This is a genomic window from Flintibacter sp. P01028, from assembly GCF_041925235.1.
Classification (GTDB): Bacteria; Bacillota; Clostridia; order Oscillospirales; family Oscillospiraceae; genus Lawsonibacter; species Lawsonibacter aceti.
This window is the reverse complement of record NZ_JBHEVC010000002.1, coordinates 471,383-495,186: the sequence shown is the minus strand read 5'-3', so window position 1 is coordinate 495,186 and position 23,804 is coordinate 471,383. Positions and strand designations below refer to the sequence as shown.

General features: G+C 51.6%; 24 protein-coding genes and 4 pseudogenes. 4 read left to right on the top strand and 24 right to left on the bottom strand.

The window, feature by feature from the left end; all coding sequences use genetic code 11:
- Positions 1-23: 23 nt before the first annotated feature.
- The 12 genes and pseudogenes from ACEVJK_RS06725 to mobC all read right to left on the bottom strand — a co-directional run bounded on the left by ACEVJK_RS06725 (position 24) and on the right by mobC (position 10,514).
- Positions 24-581, bottom strand: a complete 558-nt coding sequence (locus ACEVJK_RS06725; RefSeq protein ID WP_374740256.1) for an NYN domain-containing protein — start codon at positions 579-581, stop codon at positions 24-26.
- Positions 582-651: 70 nt separating this feature from the next.
- Positions 652-3,063 (bottom strand): VirB4-like conjugal transfer ATPase, CD1110 family, encoded by a 2,412-nt coding sequence (locus tag ACEVJK_RS06720; protein WP_374740255.1) that lies wholly within the window; start codon positions 3,061-3,063, stop codon positions 652-654.
- Positions 2,993-3,415 carry a PrgI family protein gene (locus ACEVJK_RS06715; RefSeq protein ID WP_374740254.1) on the bottom strand — a complete coding sequence of 141 codons (423 nt, stop codon included), beginning with the start codon at positions 3,413-3,415 and terminating at the stop codon, positions 2,993-2,995. The genes ACEVJK_RS06720 and ACEVJK_RS06715 overlap by 71 nt, the downstream gene beginning before the upstream one ends.
- 15 nt (positions 3,416-3,430) lie before the next feature.
- Positions 3,431-4,300 (bottom strand): VirB6/TrbL-like conjugal transfer protein, CD1112 family, encoded by an 870-nt coding sequence (locus ACEVJK_RS06710; protein WP_374740253.1) that lies wholly within the window; start codon positions 4,298-4,300, stop codon positions 3,431-3,433.
- A 21-nt stretch (positions 4,301-4,321) separates the two neighbouring features.
- Positions 4,322-4,417, bottom strand: a pseudogene (locus ACEVJK_RS06705) (Maff2 family mobile element protein); the annotation flags it as partial.
- An 87-nt stretch (positions 4,418-4,504) separates the two neighbouring features.
- Positions 4,505-6,124 carry a recombinase family protein gene (locus ACEVJK_RS06700; RefSeq protein WP_074754402.1) on the bottom strand — a complete coding sequence of 540 codons (1,620 nt, stop codon included), beginning with the start codon at positions 6,122-6,124 and terminating at the stop codon, positions 4,505-4,507.
- Positions 6,125-6,235: 111 nt separating this feature from the next.
- Complete coding sequence (locus ACEVJK_RS06695) at positions 6,236-6,424, bottom strand: transposon-encoded TnpW family protein (protein ID WP_020995296.1); 189 nt, start codon at positions 6,422-6,424, stop codon at positions 6,236-6,238.
- Positions 6,425-6,438: 14 nt separating this feature from the next.
- Positions 6,439-7,281 (bottom strand): ATP-binding protein, encoded by an 843-nt coding sequence (locus tag ACEVJK_RS06690; protein WP_374740252.1) that lies wholly within the window; start codon positions 7,279-7,281, stop codon positions 6,439-6,441.
- A complete protein-coding gene (locus tag ACEVJK_RS06685) occupies positions 7,278-8,030 on the bottom strand; it encodes a phage replisome organizer N-terminal domain-containing protein (RefSeq protein WP_074754406.1) in 753 nt (250 codons plus the stop codon). Before ACEVJK_RS06685 ends, ACEVJK_RS06690 begins: the two co-directional genes overlap by 4 nt.
- A gap of 112 nt (positions 8,031-8,142) precedes the next feature.
- Positions 8,143-8,529, bottom strand: coding sequence for a cysteine-rich VLP domain-containing protein (locus ACEVJK_RS06680; RefSeq protein WP_004452819.1), 387 nt, complete (start codon positions 8,527-8,529; stop codon positions 8,143-8,145).
- Positions 8,519-10,144, bottom strand: a complete 1,626-nt coding sequence (locus ACEVJK_RS06675; protein WP_075704893.1) for a relaxase/mobilization nuclease domain-containing protein — start codon at positions 10,142-10,144, stop codon at positions 8,519-8,521. Before ACEVJK_RS06675 ends, ACEVJK_RS06680 begins: the two co-directional genes overlap by 11 nt.
- Complete coding sequence (gene mobC / locus ACEVJK_RS06670) at positions 10,116-10,514, bottom strand: plasmid mobilization relaxosome protein MobC (protein WP_002584975.1); 399 nt, start codon at positions 10,512-10,514, stop codon at positions 10,116-10,118. The genes ACEVJK_RS06675 and mobC overlap by 29 nt, the downstream gene beginning before the upstream one ends.
- A gap of 396 nt (positions 10,515-10,910) precedes the next feature.
- On the opposite strand from mobC, the gene ACEVJK_RS06665 reads away from it, so the two are divergent.
- Positions 10,911-11,141 (top strand): hypothetical protein, encoded by a 231-nt coding sequence (locus tag ACEVJK_RS06665; protein WP_158024444.1) that lies wholly within the window; start codon positions 10,911-10,913, stop codon positions 11,139-11,141.
- Between the two features lie 44 nt (positions 11,142-11,185).
- Here the strand turns inward: ACEVJK_RS06665 and ACEVJK_RS06660 are convergent, their stop codons facing one another.
- The 3 genes from ACEVJK_RS06660 to erm(G) all read right to left on the bottom strand — a co-directional run bounded on the left by ACEVJK_RS06660 (position 11,186) and on the right by erm(G) (position 12,927).
- Positions 11,186-11,665 (bottom strand): MGMT family protein, encoded by a 480-nt coding sequence (locus ACEVJK_RS06660; protein ID WP_075704894.1) that lies wholly within the window; start codon positions 11,663-11,665, stop codon positions 11,186-11,188.
- A 104-nt stretch (positions 11,666-11,769) separates the two neighbouring features.
- Complete coding sequence (locus ACEVJK_RS06655; protein ID WP_075704895.1) at positions 11,770-11,967, bottom strand: helix-turn-helix domain-containing protein; 198 nt, start codon at positions 11,965-11,967, stop codon at positions 11,770-11,772.
- A gap of 225 nt (positions 11,968-12,192) precedes the next feature.
- On the bottom strand, positions 12,193-12,927 hold the full coding sequence (erm(G), locus tag ACEVJK_RS06650) for a 23S rRNA (adenine(2058)-N(6))-methyltransferase Erm(G) (RefSeq protein WP_014387027.1): 735 nt from the start codon (positions 12,925-12,927) through the stop codon (positions 12,193-12,195).
- A 166-nt stretch (positions 12,928-13,093) separates the two neighbouring features.
- Between erm(G) and ACEVJK_RS06645 the strand changes: the two genes are divergently transcribed.
- From ACEVJK_RS06645 to ACEVJK_RS06635, 3 genes and pseudogenes are all read left to right on the top strand, one after another.
- Positions 13,094-13,510 carry a hypothetical protein gene (locus tag ACEVJK_RS06645; RefSeq protein ID WP_075704896.1) on the top strand — a complete coding sequence of 139 codons (417 nt, stop codon included), beginning with the start codon at positions 13,094-13,096 and terminating at the stop codon, positions 13,508-13,510.
- A complete protein-coding gene (tnpB, locus tag ACEVJK_RS06640; protein ID WP_075704897.1) occupies positions 13,504-13,851 on the top strand; it encodes an IS66 family insertion sequence element accessory protein TnpB in 348 nt (115 codons plus the stop codon). Before ACEVJK_RS06645 ends, tnpB begins: the two co-directional genes overlap by 7 nt.
- A 73-nt stretch (positions 13,852-13,924) precedes the next feature.
- A pseudogene (locus ACEVJK_RS06635) lies at positions 13,925-14,242 on the top strand (IS66 family transposase); the annotation flags it as partial.
- Positions 14,243-14,377: 135 nt separating this feature from the next.
- On the opposite strand, the pseudogene ACEVJK_RS06630 reads toward ACEVJK_RS06635, so the two are convergent.
- From ACEVJK_RS06630 to ACEVJK_RS06590, 9 genes and pseudogenes are all read right to left on the bottom strand, one after another.
- Positions 14,378-14,506 (bottom strand): annotated as a pseudogene (locus ACEVJK_RS06630) (Maff2 family mobile element protein); the annotation flags it as partial.
- 30 nt (positions 14,507-14,536) lie between these two features.
- Positions 14,537-16,015: pseudogene (locus tag ACEVJK_RS06625) on the bottom strand (VirD4-like conjugal transfer protein, CD1115 family); the annotation flags it as partial.
- An 85-nt stretch (positions 16,016-16,100) separates the two neighbouring features.
- The gene (locus ACEVJK_RS06620) at positions 16,101-17,999 is read right to left on the bottom strand and encodes an AAA family ATPase (protein ID WP_117579762.1); all 1,899 of its coding nucleotides are present in this window, start codon (positions 17,997-17,999) and stop codon (positions 16,101-16,103) included.
- 16 nt (positions 18,000-18,015) lie between these two features.
- A complete protein-coding gene (gene mobQ / locus ACEVJK_RS06615; protein ID WP_117579807.1) occupies positions 18,016-19,530 on the bottom strand; it encodes a MobQ family relaxase in 1,515 nt (504 codons plus the stop codon).
- Between the two features lie 233 nt (positions 19,531-19,763).
- Positions 19,764-20,057 (bottom strand): DUF3847 domain-containing protein, encoded by a 294-nt coding sequence (locus ACEVJK_RS06610; RefSeq protein ID WP_008982219.1) that lies wholly within the window; start codon positions 20,055-20,057, stop codon positions 19,764-19,766.
- Between the two features lie 150 nt (positions 20,058-20,207).
- Entirely contained in the window at positions 20,208-21,146 is a 939-nt protein-coding gene (locus tag ACEVJK_RS06605; protein WP_040219241.1) for a serine hydrolase, read from the bottom strand.
- A 79-nt stretch (positions 21,147-21,225) separates the two neighbouring features.
- On the bottom strand, positions 21,226-21,522 hold the full coding sequence (locus ACEVJK_RS06600) for a hypothetical protein (RefSeq protein ID WP_008982217.1): 297 nt from the start codon (positions 21,520-21,522) through the stop codon (positions 21,226-21,228).
- A gap of 133 nt (positions 21,523-21,655) precedes the next feature.
- Positions 21,656-21,847: a transposon-encoded TnpW family protein gene (locus ACEVJK_RS06595; protein WP_006060444.1), complete on the bottom strand. Its 192-nt coding sequence runs from the start codon at positions 21,845-21,847 to the stop codon at positions 21,656-21,658.
- A 79-nt stretch (positions 21,848-21,926) separates the two neighbouring features.
- The gene (locus ACEVJK_RS06590; protein WP_008982216.1) at positions 21,927-23,801 is read right to left on the bottom strand and encodes a recombinase family protein; all 1,875 of its coding nucleotides are present in this window, start codon (positions 23,799-23,801) and stop codon (positions 21,927-21,929) included.
- Positions 23,802-23,804 lie beyond the last annotated feature (3 nt).

The following is a 23,804-nucleotide window of genomic DNA, read 5'->3' as shown; positions in this document are numbered from 1 at the left end:
AGCGGGTTTTACTCAATATCAACTTATAGTGGTTTTACTACTCGCTCACCTTTTAAGAATGTAATCGAGTAGTAATATTTTTCAAGTGGGACAAATACGCCGTTTTGCTCAGCAAACTCTTTGAGATACCGATTACAGGTAGACTCCCATGCATACACTTCAATATTCCATCCTAATTTATGAATACGCTGCAAGTCTGCCAAAAACCCTTTTCCCAAGGCACCGCCCGAACCGTCTCCTGTCAACAGAACCATAGTGCCGGGAGAGTTATCCAAAGCCACGCGGAACATATTTGTCTGAAGAGACATATCTACGCTGTCTTGCTCTTTACCATCCGCCGTTTTATCCAATAGCGTCATATCAATCCCCAGCTTTTTTAGATAAGCCCATAAATCGTCCGACGGAGGTGGTACACTACCTGCAGCATATGCACCTTCAACAGTGCGTCCATTTCGTGCTAACTCAAATAGATTTTTGAAATATGTTCGATATAGTTCACGCTGTTTGCCTGGCTCAATCATTGGGAAAACCGTATCCAAACCCGAATAGTGAATATTAGAATTATCCCAAAATAGGTACATCAATAAACACCCTTTCTCTTATAGTATAGTCATTATACCATATTTAGCTACTAATGGAAGCTTCAAATTATCAATCATTCATAACTTCGCCGGGTTTGGTGGTCATAATGCTGTAAAGCTCATTGTCCTTGGGGAAGTCATCCACAAAGGGGAGGATCACGTTCCCGAAGAAGATCAGGCCCTCGCCGGGGCCCGCGTTGCTGATATGCGCCGCCTGTTGGTTGGAGATATTCAGGCGTTCACAGAGTATTTTGCGGTCGCCGCTGGCCTGGTTCAGAAGATAGATAAAATCGCTGTTTTCAAAGATATTCTCAATCTCTGGGGAGGCCAGCAGGTCCTTGATGTTCTGGGTGATGCCCGTGGGGATGCCGCCCCATTTGCGGAAGCGTTTCCAAATCTCCACGCTCCAGGAACCGACCTCTCCCCGCAACAGAAGATGGAACTCGTCCACATAGTAGCGGGTGGCTTTGCCCTCGCTCCGGTTGACGGTGACGCGGTTCCACACCTGGTCCTGAATGACCAGCATTCCCAAGTTTTTGAGCTGCTTTCCCAGTTCCTTGATATCAAAGCACACAAGACGATTATTGATATCTACGTTGGTACGGTGGTTAAAGACATTCAGACTGCCATGCACATACAGCTCCAGGGCGGCGGCGATCCGCTGTGCCTCCGGCTCCGGCTGCTGCTTGATTTCGTCGTAGAGGTCGCCCAGGATGGGGACATTCTCCGGCTTCGGGTCAGCCAGATATGGACGGTAGACAGTACGCACCGCCCGGTCGATCACCGTCTTTTCCACCGGCTCCAGACCGTTGCGGCCACCTGCCGCCAGCTCACAGAAGGACAGGATAAAATCGGATTTCAGAGCCAGCGGGTTGTCGTCCTCGGAGTAGTTGAGGTTCAAATCCATCGGGTTCACATACTGGCTGCTGGTTGGGGATATCTTGATGACCTGCCCGCCCAAGCGGTGGACCAGGGGGAAATACTCTGCCTCCGGGTCGCAGATGATAATGTCGTCCTTCGTCACCAGGAACACGTTGAGGATTTCCCGCTTTGCGGAAAAGCTCTTGCCGCTGCCCGGCGTACCCAGGATCAGGCCGTTGGGCGTCTTTAGCTGCTTTCTGTCCGCCAGAATCATGTTTCCGGAGGTGGCGTTTAAGCCGTAATACAGCGCCTCGCCGCCCTGGAAAAGCTCCTGGGAGATGAAGGGAACAAAGATCGCCACGGAGGAAGTGGTAAGCCCCCGCTGGATGTTGATCTGATTGATCCCCAAGGGGAGAGCCGACACAAGGCCCTGCTCCTGCTGGAAGTCCAGCCGCACCAGATGGCAGTTGTGCTTCTGCGCCACGGAGGAAGCCCGGAAGATATCATTCTCTAATCTTTGCTTCGTGTCCGCCACGTTCACCACCAGAAAGGTCATCAGGAACATCCTTTCATTCCTGGTCTGCAAATCCCGGAGGATGTTCTTTGCCTCGCCCGCGTAGGTGGCGATATCGGAGGGGATGATATCCAGATCGAACCCTTCCCGCGCCGCCCGCTTCTGGGCGTCGATCTTCATACTGTCCAGGTCGGTGATCTTGCGCTTGACCGTCTTGATTGCCTCATTCTGGTCCATGCTCCGGATATGGACGCTTACAAAAATGGTGCTGTCCGTATCCAGGAGGTCAGCCAGCACCCGGTCATTGAGCTCCGGTGCCGTGATCTGCAAAAAGCTCACCGCCCCGAATTTCCCGCCCATCCGGAACCGCCTGGCCTCCCCGAACCGGAAGGAAGAAGGCACGATGAAGTCCTTGACCGACAGGCCGGAGGGCGCCAGCCACTCCCATGCAAAGGAGAACCGTTCCCCGTCCGGGTGGAGGACGCCATGCAGCACCGCCAGCCATTCCTTCCCGTCCAGGGCCTCCGCCAGCGCGCCCATTGCCTTAAAGTAATTCAGCGCGTCCAGGGTGATCCGGGAGAACCGCGCCCTGGCCTCCTTGATGTTCTTTGCTTCAATGGTCAGCACCAGGAACTTTGTCTTGACCATGCCGTTGTTGCCGTGTTCCAACTGCCTCCGGAGCATATCCGTATAAAGGGCGCGCACCCCATCGAAGCGGTCCCCCTGGGCGGCGATCTCAATTCTTTTGCGGAAATCCGCCTTGTTCACCTTCCGGCACACAAGGGACAGCTCCATGCCGATGGAAGCGTCATGGGCGTTATACATATCGCACAGGGCTTCAAAGATGGCGGTCTGGTCGTCCTTCTGGGCGAGCTGGTAATTCACATCCTCAAACTCAATGCACCGGCTCCATGTGGTATCATCCAGCCGGCACAGCCCGTCCGGGTACATCTGCCGGAAGGGTAAGGTGTCCTGGGCCGAATGGGGCTTACCGTCACCCCTGGCCGTTTCGATGATCCTTCGGATTTCCCGCTTTTCAGCGGCGGTCAGCTTTACCTTCCCGGCTGCCGGTTTTGCCTGCGGTTCTTGCTTTTGCTTTCTGAACAATGGCCTTCACCTCCTTTTCCGTCTGAATCTGCCGCTCCACGGCGGCATAGAAGTTGTTTGTCATATAAGGCCGCTCCTTCGGACGGAGAAAGACCGTCTGGATGATCTGGCCTGCGATCACCTCCAGCGGCTGCCCGTTCTTCTCATACATGGCGAGCAGGAACAGGGGCAGCATAACCACGATCATGCAGACCGTGGCGGTGCTGGAATTGACCGTCCTTCGGAGCAGAAAGAAAAGCGGTACTCCAATGAGCGCCGCCGTTCCAAAACACACAAGCTGCCGCCTGGTCAGCCCAAACAGCACCTTGCTTTTTACTTTTGTCAGGTCCTTCGGGACCGTTACATATGCCAAGCTATCAAGCCTCCTTTAATGCGCCCCGAACAGACTCTTTGAGAGGCTGCCGGTCTTGAATAATGCGAAGCACAGAAGCACTGTGTACCCCATGCAAGCCCAAATCGCCCCGGAGAGGTGCCCGGAGGTGGAGATGGTCTGAACCAGCACCGAGTAGATACCCACGCACACCATGATTAGAAACGCCTGGAAAGCCAGGGCGAACAGGGACTTCAAATAGTTCTGTCCGGTATGGCTCCAGTCACGGTTGGTCATCGTGGCAAGGGGGATCGGTCCAATGGAGGTGGTCAAATATACCTCGATCATCCGGCCGTAGATGACCAGCATGATGCAGATGGAAAGGGCGTTCATGGTCAGACCCACAAAAAGGGACTGGAACCACAGCCCGAACAGTTCTCCTGTCCCCATGGCTCCAAGCTGCGCCTCCATATCCGTAATAACGGAATTGACATCAATGGAGGTTTCCCCGATGATGACCCCGGCGCTTTGGTTGACCACATGCTGCCCAATATCGAAAATTCCCATGACGATGTTCCAGGTATTCGTTACGATCAGCACCGCACAGAAGGTTTTGAATATCCACTTGAAGAACATCCAGGTATCCACGTCGTGCATGTTGTTTTTCTCTGTCACAAGCTGGATCAGCTCATAACACATAACAAACGTCAGGATAACCCCGGCAATCGGGACGATCACCGTTTCGGAGAGGTTGCGGATCATGGAAAAGACGCCGCTGTTCCATGCCAGCGGCGTCTGTCCCACTTCTCCGGCGATCTCGCCTACTTTGGTATTCACCGTATCGAACATGCCCGACAGGTTCCCCGTGATTCCCTCGATGAGCAGCCCACGCAGCCATTCATCGAGCTTGTCGAGTATGCCGCCCATAAGCGATCACGCCCCGGTCACTTAACCGAACAAACCAGTGAGCAGAGGCACTAGGGTAATACCGATGAGCGCAACACCGCCGCCCGCCATGAGCTGCTTCATGCCCTGGCTCTTTGCTGATGTGCGATAAAGAAGTAATAGAAGTGTAAAAAAATTTTGCCGTTCCTATCCGGCACTTGGCCATTGTGTCGGATAGGTCGGGCGTTAGGCTTCGGGCAAGTCAATTTTGCCGACAAAGCTGTAATAAATCTCAATGTCCTGCCTGCGGGTGCCGTTCTCGTCATAGCTGCACTCATGCACGACGATTTTCTCAATCATTTCCCGCAAGAGGGTGGGTGTCAATTCCTCAAAGGCAAGGTGCTTGCGGACAATCCCCATGAATTTCTCGGCGTTAACGGTGGCCGCCTGCGACTTGTCCAGTTCCGCCTGCAATGCGGCGGTGCGGTCTTTCAGTTCCCGCTGCTCCTGCTCATAGTCTGCCGACAGTTCCATGAAACGCTCGTCGCTGATTTTGCCGTTCACATTGTCCTCATACAGCCGCTTGATAATGCGGCTCACTTCGGCAATCCGCTCCTGCGCCTGTTCAAGCTGCTTGGTGGCTGCGGCGGTCTTTCTCTTGCCGCCGATTTCGTTCTGCTGGATCAGCAGCTTTACAAAACGGCTCTCGTGCCTGGCAGCATACTCCGTCACTTGCCGGAGATTGGAGAGGACACCGGCGGTCAGCAGGTCGGTGCGGATAAAGTGCGCCGTACAGTCGCGGGTGCGCTTCTTGTAGCTGCCGCAGATGTAACAGTCCTGCTTGCGGTTCTTGTTCTGATACCGCTGCTGGTACATCACATGGCCGCAGTCGGCGCAGAACAGCATACCAGAGAACAGCCCCACTTCGTCATAGCGGTTCGGGCGTTTGCGCTGCTTGCGTAACTCCTGCACACGCTCCCATGTTTCCGTGTCAATAATCGGCTCATGGTGGTTCTCAAAAATGGCCTGCTTCTCAATGGGATTTTCTACGCTGTGCTTGGTCTTGTAAGAGGGCTTTTCCGTCTTGAAGTTTACCAGACAGCCGGTGTACTCCCGGTTTTCGAGGATATGAACGACGGTGTTCGTCGCCCATTTACACTCATAGCCGGGGTGGTAGCGGCGTGTGCTGCCTGTCCTGCGGTATTCCAGCGTCCCCGGCGTGGGGATTTGCTGTTCCGTCAGCATACGGGCAATCTTGGTCGGGCCGTTCCCCGCAAGGCAAAGCTGGTAAATCTGCTGGACAACCGGCGCGGTTTCCTCGTCAACGATATAGTTCTCGTCCTCGTCCATGAGGTAGCCATACACCGGCTTGCTGGTAACGGGCTTGCCGCTCATGCCTTTTGCTCTTTTAACTGCCTTGATTTTCTTGCTCGTATCTCTCACCAGCCATTCGTTGAACAGATTTCGCAGAGGGGTAAAATCATTGTCCATGCCGCCGTTTGCGCTGTCCACATTGTCGTTGACAGCGATAAAACGCACGCCCTTTTGAGGGAACAGCATTTCCGTGTAAAACCCTACCTGCAAGTAGTTTCGCCCTAACCGGCTCATGTCCTTGACAATGACCGTACCAACTTTCCCGGCTTCAATGTCCGCAAGCATGGCTTGAAATCCGGGCCGCTGGAAGTTCGCGCCGGAATAACCGTCGTCGGTGTACCAGCGCAGATTGGTAAAGCCGTTCTGTTTTGCGTAGGTTTCGAGTATCCTTTTTTGGTTCGATATGGAATTACTCTCGCCTTGCAGCTCGTCCTCATGGGACAATCTCGGATAAAGGGCGGTAATGAGGTTTTGGGTGGCTTGTCTTAACATAAAATCCTCCGTTTCCGACAGCCAGCCCCACTATTCCGTGGTTTCATTGTACCACGGAACAGCGGGGGCTGTACAGCGGCAAAAGCGTTAAATTTGCTTCTTTACAGTCGGTCAAATTGCCGGTTTTTGCGTAGCAGCGGCTTCCGCTTCCAGTACCCGCGCCATTTTGTCGGCGGCGGTGGTCGTGGTATCTTTCTTGAAATAGCCGGACACGACAAGGACGGAATTGCCCATGCGGATTTCCGTCACGCAGTCGGGGCGGCGGGCGGTGCGGGTGTCGTGCTGCTTGTTATCTGCCATAGGCAATACTCCTTTCAGTCGGTAATCAGTTTCTTCATGCTCTCCATTTTCCGCTTGGCGGTTTCCTGCCGGAAGTTGTCGCCGGTAAAGCGTACCGGGACGCACATGGAAAGCAGCCGGTCATAAATCCGGGAATGGGCGGTGTCCTCCGGGTTTCGCAGGTCGTCCAGCGTGAGGTTGGTCGTGACGATCAGCGGCTTGCCGCTGCGGTAACGGCTGTCAATCACATTGAAAACCTGTTCCAGCCCGTAGTCGGTGCCGCGTTCCATGCCAAAGTCGTCAAGGATCAGCAGCGGATAGCGGCAAAGGCGGGAAATGTACTCGTTGCGCCCCTCAAAGCGGGCGGCAAGGTCATTGAGGATCAGGGCAAAGTTCGTCATGTGGACGGGGATTTCTTTCTCCATGAGGGCGTTTGCGATACAGCCCGCAAGGTAGCTTTTCCCGGTTCCTACGCCGCCCCAGAACAGGCAGCCGATATTGTCTGTCCGCATATCCTCCCAATGCTCCACATACCGGCGGGCAAGCCCGGCCTGCGGGTTCCTGCCGTTGTCATTCTCGAAAGTCCAGTCCCGCATGGCGGGGTCGGTAAAGCCCCGGCGTTTCAGTTCTTCCACGGTGTCAAGGTGCCTGCGCCGCTTTTCGGCGGCTTCCCGTTCCTCGCGGGCGGTTTTCTGGCAGTCGCACTCTGCCGGGTGGCGGTCGCGCCCGAAGATAGCGGCCTTATCCGGCGCAAAATAGGCTTCTTTCGGCTTGCGGCACTTGCCGCAGTACAGCAAACCGTCCTCGCCGGTGTAGTCCTCCGGCTCCGGGGTGGTGGCCGTCATATTCTCCAAAACAGCGTTGATTTCGTTCTTCATAAACTCTCGCCCTCCTTGCATGAGTAGTCTGGTATGCCCTTTTTCGGGGCTTTCTTAGTTGCGTCCTCCTGCGCCCATTTGTAGATGGTGGCGGCATGGCTCTTGTATCGCTTGCCGCTGGACGCGATATGGCAGGATAGCCGGTCAATGTAATAGTCCCATTTGCCGGGCAGGTCTGCTTTCAGCCCGTCCAGTTCCGATTGCGAAAGAAAAACATTTTCATACCGGCCATAGGCGGCGCGGGCGGGTTGTCCCGTATCTAACTCTCGCTCTCTCTCTTTTTCTATCTCTTTCTCTATCTCTATCTCTGGTGGACAAATGTCCGCTTGATATGGTGGACATTTGTCCGCCCCGGCCTTTGGCAAGGCTTTCTGCTCCTGCAAAGCCAGCCTTGCCCGCCGTTTTCGCTCCCCCTCGGTAGAGGATTGGCCGATCAGTAGTTCAATGTTGCTCATATACAGTGCGCCGTTCTGTAACGGCTCCACAAGCCCCAGCTTCATAAAAATCTGCAAGGCCCGTTCTACGGTGCCGACTTGCTGACGGGTAATGGTGGCAATCATCTGCGCGGTGTAGGGGATATTTTCATCAAGCTGCAACTTCCCGCCGTTTTTCAGCGATTTCAGGTACAGTTTCAAGAGGATGTTGGAATAGAGGATACCGTCCTGCATACTTTCCAGCAGCACAATGGCGTCCTCGTCAAAGTAATTCTCTTTCAGCTTGAGGTAGTAGTATTTTCGGTTGTCTGACATGGTTCCTCCTTTGGGTGGATTTGGGGTGTTTGTACGCATTTAGAACGCCGTTTCCGGGGGAAAAGGATAAATGTATCGCGTACCCTTTGACACCCACGAAAAAAGCCTTGATTTATGCGGGTTTGAAAGGCTCTAAAGCGTGACATCTCTGCCTTTGTTTCCGCTTTCTCTCGGCGGCGCGGATTTTCTTCATGCGCCCGGCGCAGTCGGGGCAGTATTTCCCCCGGTTGGATTTGGGGACAAAGGCCGCTCCGCAGACGGCACACCGTTTCCGGCTCCCCCGGTATAAGAGGGCTGCGGACAGCTCCCCGTCAAGGGGCAGGACAGCCACACGGAACCAGCGGCACATGAGGGAAAGGGAAATGCTCTGGACGCACACGCAAGGCTCCCCGTCGTCTAACAGCAGGCAGTTCCCCTCGTCGTAGTTACAGCACTCATGTACCAGCCGCCGCGCCCGCCGGTGCTGGCGGTAGTCCATGCGGGGCAGGTTATCGCTCATGGCTCTGCTCCTTTCTGCGGTGCGGCTCGTCCCGGCGCAAAATCTGGTTGATATTCCGCTTGACGGTCTGCAACTCCTTGAACCGCTGCTTCTGTTCGTGATAGGTGTTATACAGGCCGTCTTTCTCGGAGATAAGCTGCTCGATCTCGGCCTGCAACGCTTTCCGGGCGGGCAGCTTGGTAATGCCATGCGCCTTGAAATACCGGGGGGCTGCGTCGGCTATGATAAAATCGCTCTCATGGGCCTGCCGGTATGCGGCGCGGGCTTTCTCGGATTTCTGCGCTTTCAACCCGTCGCGGGCGGGCTTGGTCTGGGCGTAGGCCAACACCTGCCGCTGCAACTCCTTTTTCCCTTGCAGCTTGGTTTCCAGTGCTTTCAGTTCGCCGCTGGTCTGGCGCATTTCCGCATAGGCGGTATCAACGGCGGCTTCTAACTGCTCCGGGGAAGTAAAGCCGTACTGCTGGTAGACGGACAGCGTTTTGGCGGCCTGCTTCAGATTGTGTATCTTCGCCCAGCGTTCATAGCCCCGGCCTTTGCCCTCGGCCATTTTCTGCTCAATGTCCACAAGCCGCTGCACTCCGTCCTGTTTGGGGGCGGTTTGAGGGGCTTTTGCGGGCTGTATGCCGCGTTTCTCCTGCCAGGGGTATTCAGGTATGGCTGCGGCCTTTTCTATGGCTCTGGCGGCATTCTGCTCCAAAACGGCAAGGACGGCGGTGCGGTCAAAATCGTCGCCCAGCTTCCGGGCGGTGATGGGCTTTGTCCTGTCCGGCGTGAGATAGGACAGCCGCCCCCGGCTCTCCTTGACGGTCACACCCTCCCGCAGCAGCAGAGAGGAAAACTCGTCAAAGCTGGCGGCGGTGGCAAGGGCTTTCCGTATGGTCTGCCGCAGCTTTTCCTTGTTCGTTTCAAACTTGGTCTGCCGGGGCGTGATACCATCGGCAATCATGGGGGCGTTCTGCTTGTCCAGCGCGGCTTGTCCCTTTTTCTGCGCCCAATACTCCCGGTCGGTGATGCGGTTCTTGCTGCCGTTCAAGAGGTCGATTTGGTAAAGCCCCTCCCGGTGGCACATCTCCATGACTTCGGATTTGAAGTAGCGCAGGGCAGCGTCGGTACATCGGTGCTTGCAGCCGGCTTTCGTGTCGGCTGGCCTGTCCATGTAGGGCAGGAACGGCACTTCCTCAATCCGCAGGCTGTTTATGACGATATGCACATGAATGTTGCCGCTGTGGTTATGCCCGTCCGGGTGGGTGCAGACAAGGGCTTGGTGGCCGGGGAAATGTTCTTTACAGAATTGCTCCCCCAACGCCTGCGCCCGGTCTACGGTCAGGCCGTTGTCCGGCCCGTCCCGCGGGTCAAAGCTGATGATGTAGTGGTGGCTTTTCACATCTTCCCGCCGCTGGTTTTTCTCATAGCGGAGATTGGCCCGCATACACGCAACGGCAAAATCCTCCCCGCCGCAGTTCAGCGTAGACAGCCGGTAGTCCTCGCGGGGGATAAGCCTGCCGGTTTCATCAAGGACGGGCTTCATGGTAAATTCGTCATGCTCAAAGAGCAGGTATTGTTCGGCGGCTCCGTAGTCGGCGTTTTTAGAGTTGATATGTTTGAGTGTTGCCAACCGCGTCACCTACTTTCTTTAAGACTTCATACTTGAGGGCGGCAAGGTCGGCTATGGCGGCGCGTACCTCGCCGGACAACGCATGATAGGGCGCGCCGTACTCGTTCAGATACCGGGCAATCTGGTTGAGGTTGCCGCCGATCCTGCCGTACTCGGCTGCGAGCTTCCCGACAGCGGAGAGCAGTTCGTCATTGACCGACGACACATGGAGTACGGGGCGTATGGTGGTACGCCGGATCGCCTGCCGGAGAAATTCCGACTGGCTGATACCATAGGGCGCAAGCCGCGCTGTGAAGTCGGCGTATTCATCTTCGGTCAGCCGGGTTTTCACAACGCGGCTGCGGTGGGGTGTGTTGTATTTTTTTCGCATGGTCGTGACCTCCTTTCTTGCCGCATGAGCGCGGCGGGGATAAGCGGCGCAAGCCGCATAGCAGGGTTTGGGGAAGGCACTCCCCAACAAGTTTCCCGCGAGGGGCAAAACCGCAGAATTGCGGATTTTGGCACCGTGGTAGAAACTTGCTCTAAGTAAGCCGCAGACTGGCCCTGTCCGGGCTTTTCCGTACATAGAGCGAACAGGGCGGGGCTTTCAGCCCGCTGTTCGCTGCCTTTTTTCTTTCGCCAATATTACTCCGCAGAGGGGCTTTGCTACCCGCTGGCTGCGCTATTTTTCTTTTCCGCTAAAGATACATTTGAAAAGCCGTCAGCTACCCGCTGGACAGAGATTTTTCAAAATTTCTTTTGCCTTAGTAATCCGGGAACGGGGATTTTGGCAACCGGCGGGACAGAAAAATTTTGCTTTCACTTCCTACAACGGAGAGATTTTGAAAATGCCAAATATCCGGGCGGGAAAATTTCTCCCCTCATTTACTACTACAACCGGCAGGGGGCAAAATGGCCGGGAGCCAGAACGGGCAACAAAAAAAGCAGCAAATCTTTTTCAGACTTACTGCTTTCGCTGGTCGCCGGTGGCGGCTGGTATTCAGTTTTGAAAGTTTAGGGCTGGCTGGTATGACGATAACGCGTTTAGCAAATAAAAACTTCTCATCTCAAATCAAAAAGAATACTTTCATAGTCCTTTACAAAATACTTTATATTTGTGCGTCCTTTCTGAATAATTGTGTGGCCTTCCGCTTCCAACTTTTCCTTTTGTGCCTCTACACCGCCGGGATATTTTGCGTTCAATTCCCCGTTTGCCTTTAAGGTTCGCCAATACGGGGTTTCATCTTCAGAACGCTGGTAACTCGCCCATGCTGCAATAGATACAAAAATCCCGGCTGTAATAGGCTCTGTGAAATCCGCTCCATTCAGTTTAGCAAAATATTCACGGATTTTTCCGACAGTGATTACTTTGCCATAAGGAATTAGTTTCATCACTTTATCATATTCGATTGGTGGGGCAAAATACATTCTGCTTCCGCCATATTTCTCAATGCTTTTCTGGTCGGTAATAATCTGAAATTTAGGCATATCCTTGCTATCATGTAGCATGGCATTAAAATCTTTTTTATCTTCATTCGCCATCTCTCAACACCTCCTGCCTTAATTATAGTGGAGCAGATTATTCCATGCAATGAGACGGTTTGAAAATCAGCTTGATTTTTTTCTTGTCTGACATTGGATATAACTCAACGGTCAAAGCGAAATTTGAACAGCGCGGCAATGAGCCGCTGCTTCACATAGTCCTCCACCTCGGAGTTGACCTGTCCGTTTATTTTGGAGAAGTAGCGGATATATCCGGCGTAGTGGGAAAGAACCGTGTCGATTGCGTCCGGGTCGCCCTCATGGGCTTTAACGATTGTTTCATAGGGGAGAAGTTTACTCATGGTCGTTTCCCTCCATGAGCTGGCTGGAGAGGACAGAATGAATGTCATTTGAGTACGTCCGTTCTCGGAAACATATCCACTTCGCTTTTGGCACTATCGGTATACGGGAACATATCCAATCTCTCTCTGGAATGTATACCATACTTTTAAAAGGCAGAATAGCATTTTAACTTATGCTACCCTACCTATAACTAAACATTTACAGTTGCATGTGGCCTATTGTTTTTAGCCGTTAAATATTTTATAACTATTAAATAGCGATACAAATTGTTCGAAACTAATATTGTTTATATCATATATTCTCGCATGTTTTAAAGCTTTATTAAATTGATTTTTTGTAAACAGTTTTTCATACTCTTTGTTAACCCATTTCATTACAAAAGTTTCATATTTTTTTCTCTCTTTAAATGCCATTTTTGCTGGCTTTCTTTTTAATACAATTAATGCGCTATCCACTTTAGGTTTTGGATGGAAATAATACCTAGGAATTTTTGCTAATATAGAAATATCTACCTCTGCCATTAACAGCAATGCTAGTGATCTGTTTGTATCTAATAACCTTTTAGCAAAACCATATTCCACTATTAAATAACTTATTGTGGCTGAACTTTCAAAAACAATTTTTCGAATTATATTTGTGCTTATGTTGTAAGGTATGCTGCCAAATATTTTATATGGATTGTGGCTAGGAAATGTAAATTTCAGTATATCATCATTTACTATTTGATAGTTAGGATAATTTAAGAGCTTATTACGAGTTACCTCACATAATTTAGAATCAATTTCTATCGCCGTAACAAAATTACATCTCTTTACCAATTCAGCAGTAAAATGACCTTTCCCTGCACCTATTTCAAAGATGTTATCTTTTTCATCTAAACTTATGCAATTCATTATTTTTTCTATGTGATATTTTGAAGTAATAAAATTTTGACTATCTTTTATATTTACTTTGTTCATTATAACCTCTCCTTAAAGGTAAGCGCCTAATATAAGGGTATCTGTTCGCTTGGTCATATATTTGCCATAATAGTAGTAATCACATATGCCAGCATTTTACTCTATGATCCGGCGCTAGGATCTAGCAGTAAGCAAGCATTTTACTACAATTATGGAGGTTACATTTATGCAGACAGAAAGACGAACTGCCGATGAGCAATACCGGCTCATCATGGAATGTCGCAGCAGCGGACTAAGCGATTTTCAGTGGTGCAACGAGCACGGGATCAAACCCGGTACATTCTACAACTGGGTCAAGCGGCTTCGCAAAAAATCCTGCTATGATATTCCGCCGGCAACAGGCCGGGGAGGCTATAAGCCTTCGGAACAACAGGATGTTGTCAAACTTGAAATCGTTGACCAGCCTGTTCTGCACGAAGAGACACCACAGCTTTTAAGCGTGCTTCCGGATCATACGGATACAAACTGTATGGAAGCAACTGCTGAGATCAAACTCGGCTCCGCCCTGATCAGGATTTCAAATGATATAGATCCGGCACTTTTAGCACAGATCATCCGGTCTGTGGGAGGTGCATCATGCTAGGCGACATTACAGCTGCAACAGATATTTATATCATTTGTGGCTACACCGATATGAGAAAATCAATCGATGGTCTGTGCGCCATCATCAGAGACCAGCTTCACTTTGAACCGGAGCATACCACCGCGCTCTACCTTTTCTGCGGCAGACGCAATGACAGGATAAAGGCACTCCTTCATGAGAATGACGGTTTTGTGCTTTTATATAAACGCCTCGATCATAACACCGGAAAATACCGGTGGCCACGTAACCGTGACGAGGTGAAAACCATTACATGGAGGCAGTTTGACTGGCTCATGTCCGGTCTTGAGATCGAGCAGCCAAAGGCAATAAAAAGTGCCTGAAACGCTTGATTTTTCTAGGCTTTTGCACCTGTTTATGGTACAATAGAAGTATCAAAAAACGGAGCAGAAGACCATGCCTTCAGGAGTAAAAGATATCCAGCTCTTAGAGCTTAAGGATACAATCTCACAACTGAATAAAACAATCAGCACTCAGAACGAACTCATAAGTTCATTGCAGAAGATGCTGGAAGAACGCAATGCGAAGGACAGTGAAAAAGACCTTCTGATCGCGAATCTCCAGTCTCAGCTTGCGTATCTTAAGAACAAGGTCTTTGGCTCAACCAGTGAAATACGCCATGACCAGCTGGACGGACAGCTGAATCTGTTCGGTACACCCGTCGGTGATGAAAAGCCTGCGGAAGTGATCGAACCGGAAGTGATCAGCGTCAAGGGGTATACCAAAGAGCGGAAACCCAAGGCAACCTATGATGACAAGTATAACTCTGTGCGCTCCATTTGTAAACATTTTTTTACGGATATAGTAGGACTGTCTATCAAATTTTTCTGTGTTTCTTTACGACACATGAGCATTGGACGCGGGGTTGTCCTGGCCGTAACCTTCCAGAAGGTTGATCGCGCCCCAGATACCCAGACCGGCGCCCAGGGCCACCACGAGAGTCTGCAAAACACCAACTGCGCTGTTGAAAAAATCCATAGATAAAATCCTCCTAAAAATGTGTTTGATTTATTCGTTTACGTCGATCTCGTACACATCGAAGCGGTCCGTGGGTTTTACAACCGCACGCTGCTTCTTCATGTACCGTTCCATGTCAAAGACATTTTTAGGGTCGGCGTCGGCTGTGTACTTGTAGTTGGGATGCTTCGTCAGGTCGTACTTGTCCGAAAGAAATGGACGCACGCCCCGCAGCATGAAAATACACTTGCCGCCGTCCATAACTGCCAATTCGTCCTGGGTCATCAACTCCTTTCCCAATTTCTGATAATTAAGGCCATGGGAAATCTGGCTGCCCCGGTTTTCGGACTGGTTATAGAGATCAATGGTCTCTTTCCCCAGCAGCTCCGAAATTTCTTTGAGCGTGGACTTCTCCTTGCCTCCCAAAAACAAGGTGCTGTCGCAGTTACCGACGATGGTATCCGCCGCGTCCTTGTAGATGGTCTTTAACTGGCTCTGCGACTGCAAAATAATAGAAGCCGATATCTCACGGCTTCGGATGGTAGCGATTAGCTTGTCAAAATTGGGTATCTGGCCGATGTTGGCAAACTCGTCCAGGATCAGGCGGACATGGACAGGCAACCGCCCGCCGTAGAAGTCATCCGCCTTGTCGCAGAGCAGATTGAAAAGCTGACTATACATGAGGGCGGCCACGAAATTGAAAGTGCTGTCCGTATCCGACAGGATCACAAACAGCGCCGTCTTTTGGTCGCCCAGGGTATCCAGTTCCAGTTCGTCATATTCCATCAGGTCCCGGAGCTCTTTGATATCGAAAGGGGCGAGGCGGGCGCCGCAGCTAATTAAAATGCTTTTGAGTGTCTTACCCGCCGCCATTTTGAACTTGCGGTATTGTTTCACCGCGAAATGGTCTGGCTCCTTTTCCTCCAACTGCTGAAAGAGGATATCGACGGGGCTTTGGTATTCCTCGTCGTCCTCCCTGGCTTCGCTGGCGTTGATTAGGTCCAGAAGGGTGATGAAGTTGCGTTCTTCCTCCGGGGCCTCGTACCAGATGTAGCCGATCAGGGCCGAATAGTACAGGCGCTCGGCCTTGACCCAGAAATCCTCGGAACTCTTTTCGCCTTCGCCCTTTGTATTCATAATCAGGGCATTGACCAGCTTTAAGATATCCTTCTCGGAGCGGATGTACGCCAGCGGGTTATATCTCATGGATTTCTTGAAGTTAATGAGGTTCAGGCACTTGATCCGGTATTTCTTCCGCTCCAGGAAGGAACCGATCTCCGGCAGGAGGGTCCCTTTCGGATCGGTGCAGACATACGAGGAATGGGCTTGCAGCAGCGAGGGCTTGCAGAAAAACCGCGTCTTGCCGCTGCCAGAACCGCCGATCACCAGGATATTTTTATTCCTGGCGTACTTCGGCTGCTTCGGGCGGCTCGCTATCGTGATCCGCTCCGTCTGGGTCATGGGGATGTTGTTGAAAAAATCCTTATCCATGTAGGGGGCGATATCCGCCGCCGTACCCCATGAAGCGTTTTGTCAAGTGCTTTTTTGAGTTATTGACGCAAATTATCGTGAAAGTGCGAAAGTGCAAAGTGCAAAGGGTCTGCGTTTTGCACTTTCAGCTTGCGGGTTCGGGTGGCTGCTTCTTCTTGATGAAGTTGTACCATTGACCGCCGACACGCCTTGCGCCTAAAATGCCGCCCATGTTGCGCTTGGCATTCTGTACCGTCCTTTCGGATATTCCGGCTTCGGCTGCGGCTTTTACAATGTCCTCACTGGCAAGCTCTTTCCCGTCTGCAAGCAGGTCAAGTATCAGCCTTTCGGCTTGCTCGGTCTTGGTGGCGGTGTTCCCGCCCGCGCCGGACAGCAGCTCGTCAGCGGTGATGTCGTATTCGCCTATCCACGAAAAGCCCGTTTCCGGGTCAAGGCAAAAGGCAACGGGCTTGCCCTCCGGCGCAAGGGAAGATTTGTCATGGACGATAACGCGCACATTCGGTTCTCGCTTCACGCGCCCGATCAGCAGGACGCTCCTTGCTGCGGCGCGGAAGTCGATAGAACCTAAGCCCCGGTATGCGCTCTGCCCTCCAGCAGCTTTGTTGAGATGTCCGATAAGGATAACGGCGCACCCGGTACGCTCGGCAACATCGGCAAGGCGGCGGAACATGGGGCGCACTTCGTTTGCCCGGTTCATGTCGGTTTTTTCGCCCATGTACGCCTGTATGGGGTCAAGGATAATCAGCCGCGCTCCGTTCTGCGTGATTGCCTTTTCTATGCGCTCGTCGGAGAAGGTAAGCTCCCGCTTGGCTTCATCAATCACAAGTACGCGGTCAAGGTCGGCTTCTGCTTCCATCAAGCGGGGCTTGACGGTATCGCCCAGCCCGTCCTCGGCGGTCTGGTAAATTACTTGGAACGGCGGCAAGGGCTTCATTCCCGGCAGCGTTCCCCCGGTGGTGCAGGCGGCGGCAAGGCGTAGGGCAAAAGTGGTCTTGCCCTCGCCGGGATTGCCCTGCACAATGGTTACTTTCCCAAAGGGAATATACGGCTCCCATAGCCATTCAACGGTCTGTGTGTCAACCTCGCTCATGCGGATAATCTCAACGGTTTCTTCCTGCGGCGGCTCTTTCAAGCCGTAGATTGCTTCCCGCAAATACTTCCCGTCTGTGATTTCTGCCCGGTGCTGCAATACCTCGTTCCAGTCCTTGAAAAGAGGGATAAGCCGGTGGACGGTCAACCCCTCCGGCACAAGCTCTGCAAGGCGGCTGCAAGCGTCGTTTCCGGCTTCGTCGCTATCAAGGCAGAGAAAAACGGTCTTGATGTTCGGACGGTCAGAGAGGAAACGCAGCAGGGCTTTTTCTCCCACGCCGCCCAGTGCAAGGTAGCTTTGTTTCTGCCATTCCTTTTTGAACAGGCAGAGGAAAGATAACAGGTCAATCGGGGCTTCAAAGACAAATAACCGCTCGCCCGCGCCCCGATAGGAGAAATTAAAGGTTTTGTCGCTGCCTTTCACATCAAGCCGGAAGTTCCCGGCTGTGCCGCGCTGGTGGGCGTATCTCGGTATGCCGCTTTCATCTCTGCCGACGAATACGGCGTTGTGGTGGGCGGCTTCCTCGTAAATATCGCCGCTGGCAAAGAAAAAGCCCATCACATCTTCATCAATGCGGCGGGCTTCGGTAAGGTAGCTTTTCACTTGTCCGGCGGTATCGCTGCGGGGCGGCAATCGAAAATCAGAGAGGGGCGCGGGGCTTGGTCTGTCCGGCGCGGCTGCTCCCTGTTCCCCTGTGAGAAGTTCAACGGCTTCGGTGAAGCTCTTGCCGAAAAACTCCATGACAAAATCAACGGGGCCGCCGCCTTTGCTCTGGCTGTGGCGATACCATTTGTTTCCCCGGACGGTCAAGCTGTCGTGCCGTTTCCAGCGGTATTCCTGTCCGGCGTGGGTAAGCTGCTCGCCCTGTGATTGCAGGAAAGAAACAATGTCGGCTTGGTTGGCGCGGTCTATCTGTTCTTGGGTGTAATACATAAAAGTTCAACTCCTTTCAGCGGTCTATATCATGCCGCTTGGTGCGGCTCTGCGTCTGCTCCGGTTGGTCGGCGCGGAGTGCAATATCCACGCATTTGCGGATTTTTTGAAGCTCTGAAACATTGGTGCGGGTATCTTTCAGTTTGGTATAATCGCTGTCCCTCTGTGTTTTGAGGTCAGCATATTCCTGTTCCCATTCCGCAATAGGCAAGGTCTTTGTTCCTTTCGGCAGATTTGCATGGAGATAGCGGTTTGCTGCGTCCCATAGGGCAAGCTCGGCGCGGTGGGCTTCCTCGTACTTGTCGCGCTTGTTTGTCCAGCCGTTTTGCAGCTTTTTCAGCTCATCGTGAATGGGCTTGTACTCTGTATAGTTCTTCCCGTATTCAATTAGCTTTTGCAGCTTCTTCATGCGTTCCTCGGCGGTTTTCATTCCCTCCCGGATTGAATAGGCTCTATCGCTGACAGAGGAAAGGGAAGCGTCCAGTTCATCAAGATTAGAGATACCATGCTCGGAAAGATAGTTGACCGCTGCCGCTATGGTTTTCAGTTCATCGGCTGTGTGCTGTTGTTGCCAACGCTGCGAATACTTCCGGCTCTTTTCTCTCTGAACGCTCAAATACTTCATCAGCAGATTTGCAAGGTTGGGAGATTGCGACGGCTGCTTCGGGGCGGTTTCCCGCGCTTTGAACAGGTCGGCAATCCATTCTTTGAGCTTCCCAATCTGCGCCCGGATTTCCTGGATAAGGCGGTTTGTCTTTTGGATATTTCGGTTCAGTTCGCCTTTCTCGGTGGCGATACCTTTCTTCTCCATCTGGCAAGCCGCCACGCCCATGTGGACGGTGGGCAGCTCGTCAATTCCTCTCTCGGCGTTGCTGCGGTGGTCGATACGCTCCGGGCTTCCGTTCCTCTCCAAAAAGTCGTTGGTAAAGTCAGCCCATGCCTTGCGCCACAAGAGGGTGTTGTCCTTGTCGTTCCAGCCTGTAAGGTCAACTTTGTGGGTTTTGTATCTGCCACTTGGCAAGCGGATACGCTCGCCGTTCTCGTCAATGTCATATTCCTTTTTGGATTTCGCTGCCCATGCGCCGCGCTCGTCAAGGGGGCGCATGGTAAGCATAATATGACAATGGGGGTTGCCGCTGTCGGTGTCGTGAATGGCATAATCAACGCACATTCCTCTGGAAACAAATTGAGAGGAACAGTATTCCCGGACAAGCCGGATCTGTTCCTCTCTGGATAATTCTATGGGGAGCGCCGCGTCAATCTCTCTGGCAAGCTGGGCGTTCCCGGCTTTCTCGTAAAGCTCCACGCTGTTCCACAAGGTTGAACGGTCAGAGAAAGAGGGCGGGGCATGGGGCGGCAGCATGATTTCTGTATGGACAACACCGCCTTTGCGGGTGTAGTCGTGGGTCATTCCGTCCCACTCGTTTGTCAGCTTTTCGCCGCTTCGGTAGGCGGCTGCGGCAACGGCTGATTTGCCTTTTCCTCGGCTCACAATGCCGATGTTCCAATGGTAAATGGCTATGGGTATCACCTCCCGGATAGGATAATAAAACCCGCAAAAATGGTACAGACGCCAACGGCGGGTGTACTGTTTTTGTGGGTGTGCAGGGATAGCCGCGAAGCGGCGCAAGGGGTGCAGCCCCTTGTTGCGGCAAAGCCGCCATATCGGAGCGCGGGATAAAATCCCTGTGCGGAGACAAGCCCTCGGCAGAGCGCATACGCCCGTAAGGGTGTATAAGTGCGCCCTTAGTTCCTAAGGGATTTTCAGCTTGTCGCTCCCTCTGCTCGTTTTTTCAGATATTCCCGCGCTGGTTCACTCGTCAAGGCAAGCCGGAGAAGCGCGGCGGCTTCCTCGTCAGTCATGTTCTTTGCTTCCGGCACAATGCTTTCAAAGACTGCGCCCCGGACGATAAGGCGGTGGCTGCGCGTTCTGCGTTCTTCTTTGGATAGCTTCTGACGCAACATCTTTTCCCGGTTCTCAAACTGCCGGATTTTCTTCTTTCCGTCCTCAATCTCGGCTTGCAGCTCCTCACGGGTTTTCTCTCTCGGTTTTGTCATAGTTGGTCGCTCCTTTCTGCCTGTCGGCGTAGAAAAAGGACAGTCGATTTCTCGGCTGCCCTTTTGGATGGGTATTAAGTTTTATTGTGTGCTGTTTTATCTTACCCTTATTGTTTTGACACTTTACTTAAACGGGATATTTCATCATCATTATTCAATAATCGTGTTGATAGCAGACTGTACCGCTTTATATCTCCCCTCATTTGAGTGTGCCGCTAAACAGGTAATTAAATATGCTTTTCCATCTTTTTCATACAGAACAACAATGTTATAGGAAGATGCCATTGTTCCTGTTTTCATTCCTTTAACATTTGCATTATAGTACGGTGAATTTTCATCTAAAAATTCATTTGTATTTTTCCATGTAAATTCACCTTGCGGAGTTTGAATTGAAAATTCGCTTTTTCCAATACATTCTTTAACAAAATCGTAGTTAAGGAGCTTCAACGCTACGCGGTTAATGTCATCTAAATGAGAGTCAGCTTGCATAGACGCGCCACTTGGGTCATTATATAAATTTGTTTTGGAATAGCCTGCTTCGATTAAATACTCACTAAGTTCTGTCATGAAATAATCTATATATTCCGTTGCTGTATAACCTTCGCCTAATTCGTTTTTAGCGATATGATATGCCAACGCATAGGCTGCGTCATTTCCGGAAGGAACAAGCATAGCCTCCATGATTTGTTTAACTGTGTATTCCCCAGCATACAGATTTGCTAAAGATGAACCCGCCGGAACAAGTTCTAATACCTCTTGATTTACTTCAACAATATCTTCCAAATCTACTTTTCCCAAAGCATAATCAATGGCAAATAGTTTTGCCAAACTTGCTACTGTGGGAAGTTGGCTATCGCCCTCGTAAAATAAATATTCCTCCTGTTCAATATCATAAACAGAAAATGAAAGAGCGTCCTGCGGAATGTTAAGCTCGTTCGTACTTAGTTGAAAATCAATTTTTTTATAGATGTCCTTTAAGAAATCAAAACGATAAATCCCTGTTTTGTGTAGCCCAATTACTGCAACAAATGCTATAAACAACACTGTTACAAAAGCTATTATCTTTTTACATTTTCTATGCTTCTTCATATTTTTTCTCCCACGAATTTATATCTGCCATTCTGTGCCTTTGAGAAAAGTATAGCACAAGAATATGAACAAATCCACATTATTTCAACAAGTTTGTAGTGCTGTTTTCTCTGGCATATCGCCGCGTTGCTTCCCGTCGTTCCTCGCTGTATGGGGCGGTCAGACGGAAAGAGAAGCGCCCCTTGCGGATTTCAAACTCCATGCAGCCCGTTTCGGGGTCTGCGTCGGTCTGGCGGCACTGGTCGGGGTGCTGTCTGGCGTAGGCGGCAAGCCGTTTCTTCAAGTCGGTGTTGTGGGTGCGGATATGGATTAGCGGGTCTTTCTCGTCAAACCAAATATCGGTGGTCTTTTCCTGCTTCGTAAGCCCTGTTCTCATAAACTCTCCTTTCTGCGCCCCTGTTACGCAGTAGGGGCATTTTTCGGGTGTTTTTCCCGGCTCTTGACTTGGGGAAAATGAGGATTTTCAAATAGAAATCGCCCGGACAGGGAATGGTTCGTCGGGGCGGCTGTTATCGCAAGATTTCTGTTTTTTCCGGCTCTTGACCGTCAGACGCGGATAAACGCGAACTGTCGGCAAGCACCAGTTTGAGCAGCTTGTCGCGGAATGTTTCTGTGCTGCTGTGATTGAAAAATAACTCCGCAACAATGGTCTGCCCGTTCCTCTGGGTCGTGATGATACTGTCGGGGGTCTGTTCTGCCATAGGCGGCTCCTTTCTTTGGGCGTAAAAGAGGGATTTCCCATAACTCGGAAAATCCCTCTTGGTTGACGGTTATTCTGTTTTACTGTGTGGGCTGTGCGGCGGCTGCCTGCGCCTTTCTCCTTGCCCGGTATTCCCGCGCTTTCATGCGGTCATACTCCCGCTGCTTTTCAAGGTTTCGCGCCCGGTACTCCCTTGAATACTGCCGGTGGTATGCGCGGCTCTTTTCCTTTTTGGCTTCTTCGATTTCCTCCCGCATTTGCCGGATTTCCTGCTCGGTCGGTTCCGCAAGCTGTGTCACTTCATTCTCAAACTTGCCGATATAATTGAAATATATGCTGATGTGCTGGATTGCGTATCTCGCCCTTTTCTGGTCGCGCTCATGCACTTCAATCCGGCTGATAAACTCGTTGAGAATGGCGGGGGTAAGTTCGGTAAAGGCAGCATGGCGTTCCGTCAGCTTCAAAAACTTCTGCGCCCGTCCTCCCGCGTTCTCATAAGCGGACAGCTGCTCTTGGAGCGTGGCAAGCTCCGCTTTCAGCGCATAGTATTCTTCCGAATACTTCTGCGACATCTGCTCATAACGGTCTTGTGGGATCGTGCCGAGGGCGTTGTCCTCATAGAGCTTATTCAGCACCTTGTCAATCTGTTCAAGGCGCGTCGTGATTTGCGGAATACGCTTCTGCTGTTTCTTGGTCTGGTCGGTCTGCTGCATGACAAGGTTCTTTTTCACTAAGGCTTCAAACTCCGCCCGGTTGCTGATAGAATAGTCCTCGATTTTCTTCAGCACTTCCGCGATGGTCTGCATGAGCAAGTCCGCGTCCATGATGTGCGGGGAATGGCATTTGGGGTTCTTGGCTTTCCCCTTGTGGTACTCGCTGCAATAGGCAACGTGCCGCTTGCCGCCGTTTCGGTAATCTATGCGAATGTGCATTTTTGAACCGCAGTCTTTACAGAAAAGCAAGCCGGACAGAGGGTGGATTTCCCCGTCCCCGTTGGGGCGTTTGACAGGCGCGTTTTCCAAAATCCGCTGTACGGTTTCAAAATCGCTGCGGCTGATAATCGGCTCATGCACATTTTCTGTGATGTGCCATTGGCTTCTGTCTACATAGTGGTTGTGCTTGTCCCGGAAATGCTTTGTGGTCTTGAAATTGACAACATCGCCGCAATACTCCTGCCGTGTGAGGATATTGGTCAAGGTGGCTTTGTTCCACTTGCAGCGGCTATCCTCGTTGAGCGTCTTATTTTTACAGGTTCCCCGCCCCCGGTCTTTCATATAGAAAGTGGGGGTAGGGATTTGCTCGTTTTTCAGATGCACGGCGATTTGGTTGCGGTTCTTCCCGCCGATAAACAGACGGAAAATCAAACGGACAACCGCGGCGGCTTCCTCGTCGATTATCCAAAAATCCTTGTTGTCCGGGTCTTTGACATAGCCGTAAGGGGCTTCGGTGACAATCGGCTTTCCACTCATGCCTTTGGTCTTAATGCCCGTTTTCACTTTCTTGCTGATGTCCTTTGCGTACCACTCCGACATGATATTGATAAAGGGCGCAAACTCCAGCGTGTCGGGCTTCTCGCTGTCTATGCCGTTGTTGACCGCGATAAAGCGCACGTTGTTCCGTCTGAATATCTCCATCGCGTTGCCAACTTGGAGATAGTCGCGCCCCCAACGGGTAAGGTCTTTCATAATGCAGACACCGATTTTCCCGTTTTCCACATCGTCCATCATGCGGGAGTAGGCGGAACGGTCAAAAAACCTGCCGCTTTCGTCATCGTCGATGTAGTGCCGGATATTGGTTAGGTGCTGCCCTCTGGCATAGTTCTCCAAAAATATTTTTTGGTTCTGTATGCTGTTGCTCTCGCCGCCGTCCCTGTCCTCGTCGCCCACGGAAAGGCGGGAGTAAAGGGCTGTAATTTTGCTATAATCAGTCATGTGCATAACCTCCTGTGCGTCCATGTA

What these genes read in the sequence shown, in the direction of transcription:
- ACEVJK_RS06610 (WP_008982219.1), bottom strand. Translation starts at nt 20,057, where the DNA reads ATGACAAAACCGAGAGAGAAAACCCGTGAGGAGCTGCAAGCCGAGATT.
- ACEVJK_RS06605 (WP_040219241.1), bottom strand. Translation starts at nt 21,146, where the DNA reads ATGAAGAAGCATAGAAAATGTAAAAAGATAATAGCTTTTGTAACAGTG.
- ACEVJK_RS06645 (WP_075704896.1), top strand. Translation starts at nt 13,094, where the DNA reads ATGCAGACAGAAAGACGAACTGCCGATGAGCAATACCGGCTCATCATG.
- ACEVJK_RS06600 (WP_008982217.1), bottom strand. Translation starts at nt 21,522, where the DNA reads ATGAGAACAGGGCTTACGAAGCAGGAAAAGACCACCGATATTTGGTTT.
- ACEVJK_RS06655 (WP_075704895.1), bottom strand. Translation starts at nt 11,967, where the DNA reads ATGAGTAAACTTCTCCCCTATGAAACAATCGTTAAAGCCCATGAGGGC.
- tnpB (WP_075704897.1), top strand. Translation starts at nt 13,504, where the DNA reads ATGCTAGGCGACATTACAGCTGCAACAGATATTTATATCATTTGTGGC.
- ACEVJK_RS06590 (WP_008982216.1), bottom strand. Translation starts at nt 23,801, where the DNA reads ATGGACGCACAGGAGGTTATGCACATGACTGATTATAGCAAAATTACA.
- ACEVJK_RS06685 (WP_074754406.1), bottom strand. Translation starts at nt 8,030, where the DNA reads ATGTCAGACAACCGAAAATACTACTACCTCAAGCTGAAAGAGAATTAC.
- mobC (WP_002584975.1), bottom strand. Translation starts at nt 10,514, where the DNA reads ATGCGAAAAAAATACAACACACCCCACCGCAGCCGCGTTGTGAAAACC.
- ACEVJK_RS06660 (WP_075704894.1), bottom strand. Translation starts at nt 11,665, where the DNA reads ATGGCGAATGAAGATAAAAAAGATTTTAATGCCATGCTACATGATAGC.
- ACEVJK_RS06680 (WP_004452819.1), bottom strand. Translation starts at nt 8,529, where the DNA reads ATGAGCGATAACCTGCCCCGCATGGACTACCGCCAGCACCGGCGGGCG.
- ACEVJK_RS06725 (WP_374740256.1), bottom strand. Translation starts at nt 581, where the DNA reads ATGTACCTATTTTGGGATAATTCTAATATTCACTATTCGGGTTTGGAT.
- ACEVJK_RS06620 (WP_117579762.1), bottom strand. Translation starts at nt 17,999, where the DNA reads ATGTATTACACCCAAGAACAGATAGACCGCGCCAACCAAGCCGACATT.
- ACEVJK_RS06595 (WP_006060444.1), bottom strand. Translation starts at nt 21,847, where the DNA reads ATGGCAGAACAGACCCCCGACAGTATCATCACGACCCAGAGGAACGGG.
- ACEVJK_RS06690 (WP_374740252.1), bottom strand. Translation starts at nt 7,281, where the DNA reads ATGAAGAACGAAATCAACGCTGTTTTGGAGAATATGACGGCCACCACC.
- ACEVJK_RS06710 (WP_374740253.1), bottom strand. Translation starts at nt 4,300, where the DNA reads ATGGGCGGCATACTCGACAAGCTCGATGAATGGCTGCGTGGGCTGCTC.
- ACEVJK_RS06700 (WP_074754402.1), bottom strand. Translation starts at nt 6,124, where the DNA reads ATGTTAAGACAAGCCACCCAAAACCTCATTACCGCCCTTTATCCGAGA.
- ACEVJK_RS06695 (WP_020995296.1), bottom strand. Translation starts at nt 6,424, where the DNA reads ATGGCAGATAACAAGCAGCACGACACCCGCACCGCCCGCCGCCCCGAC.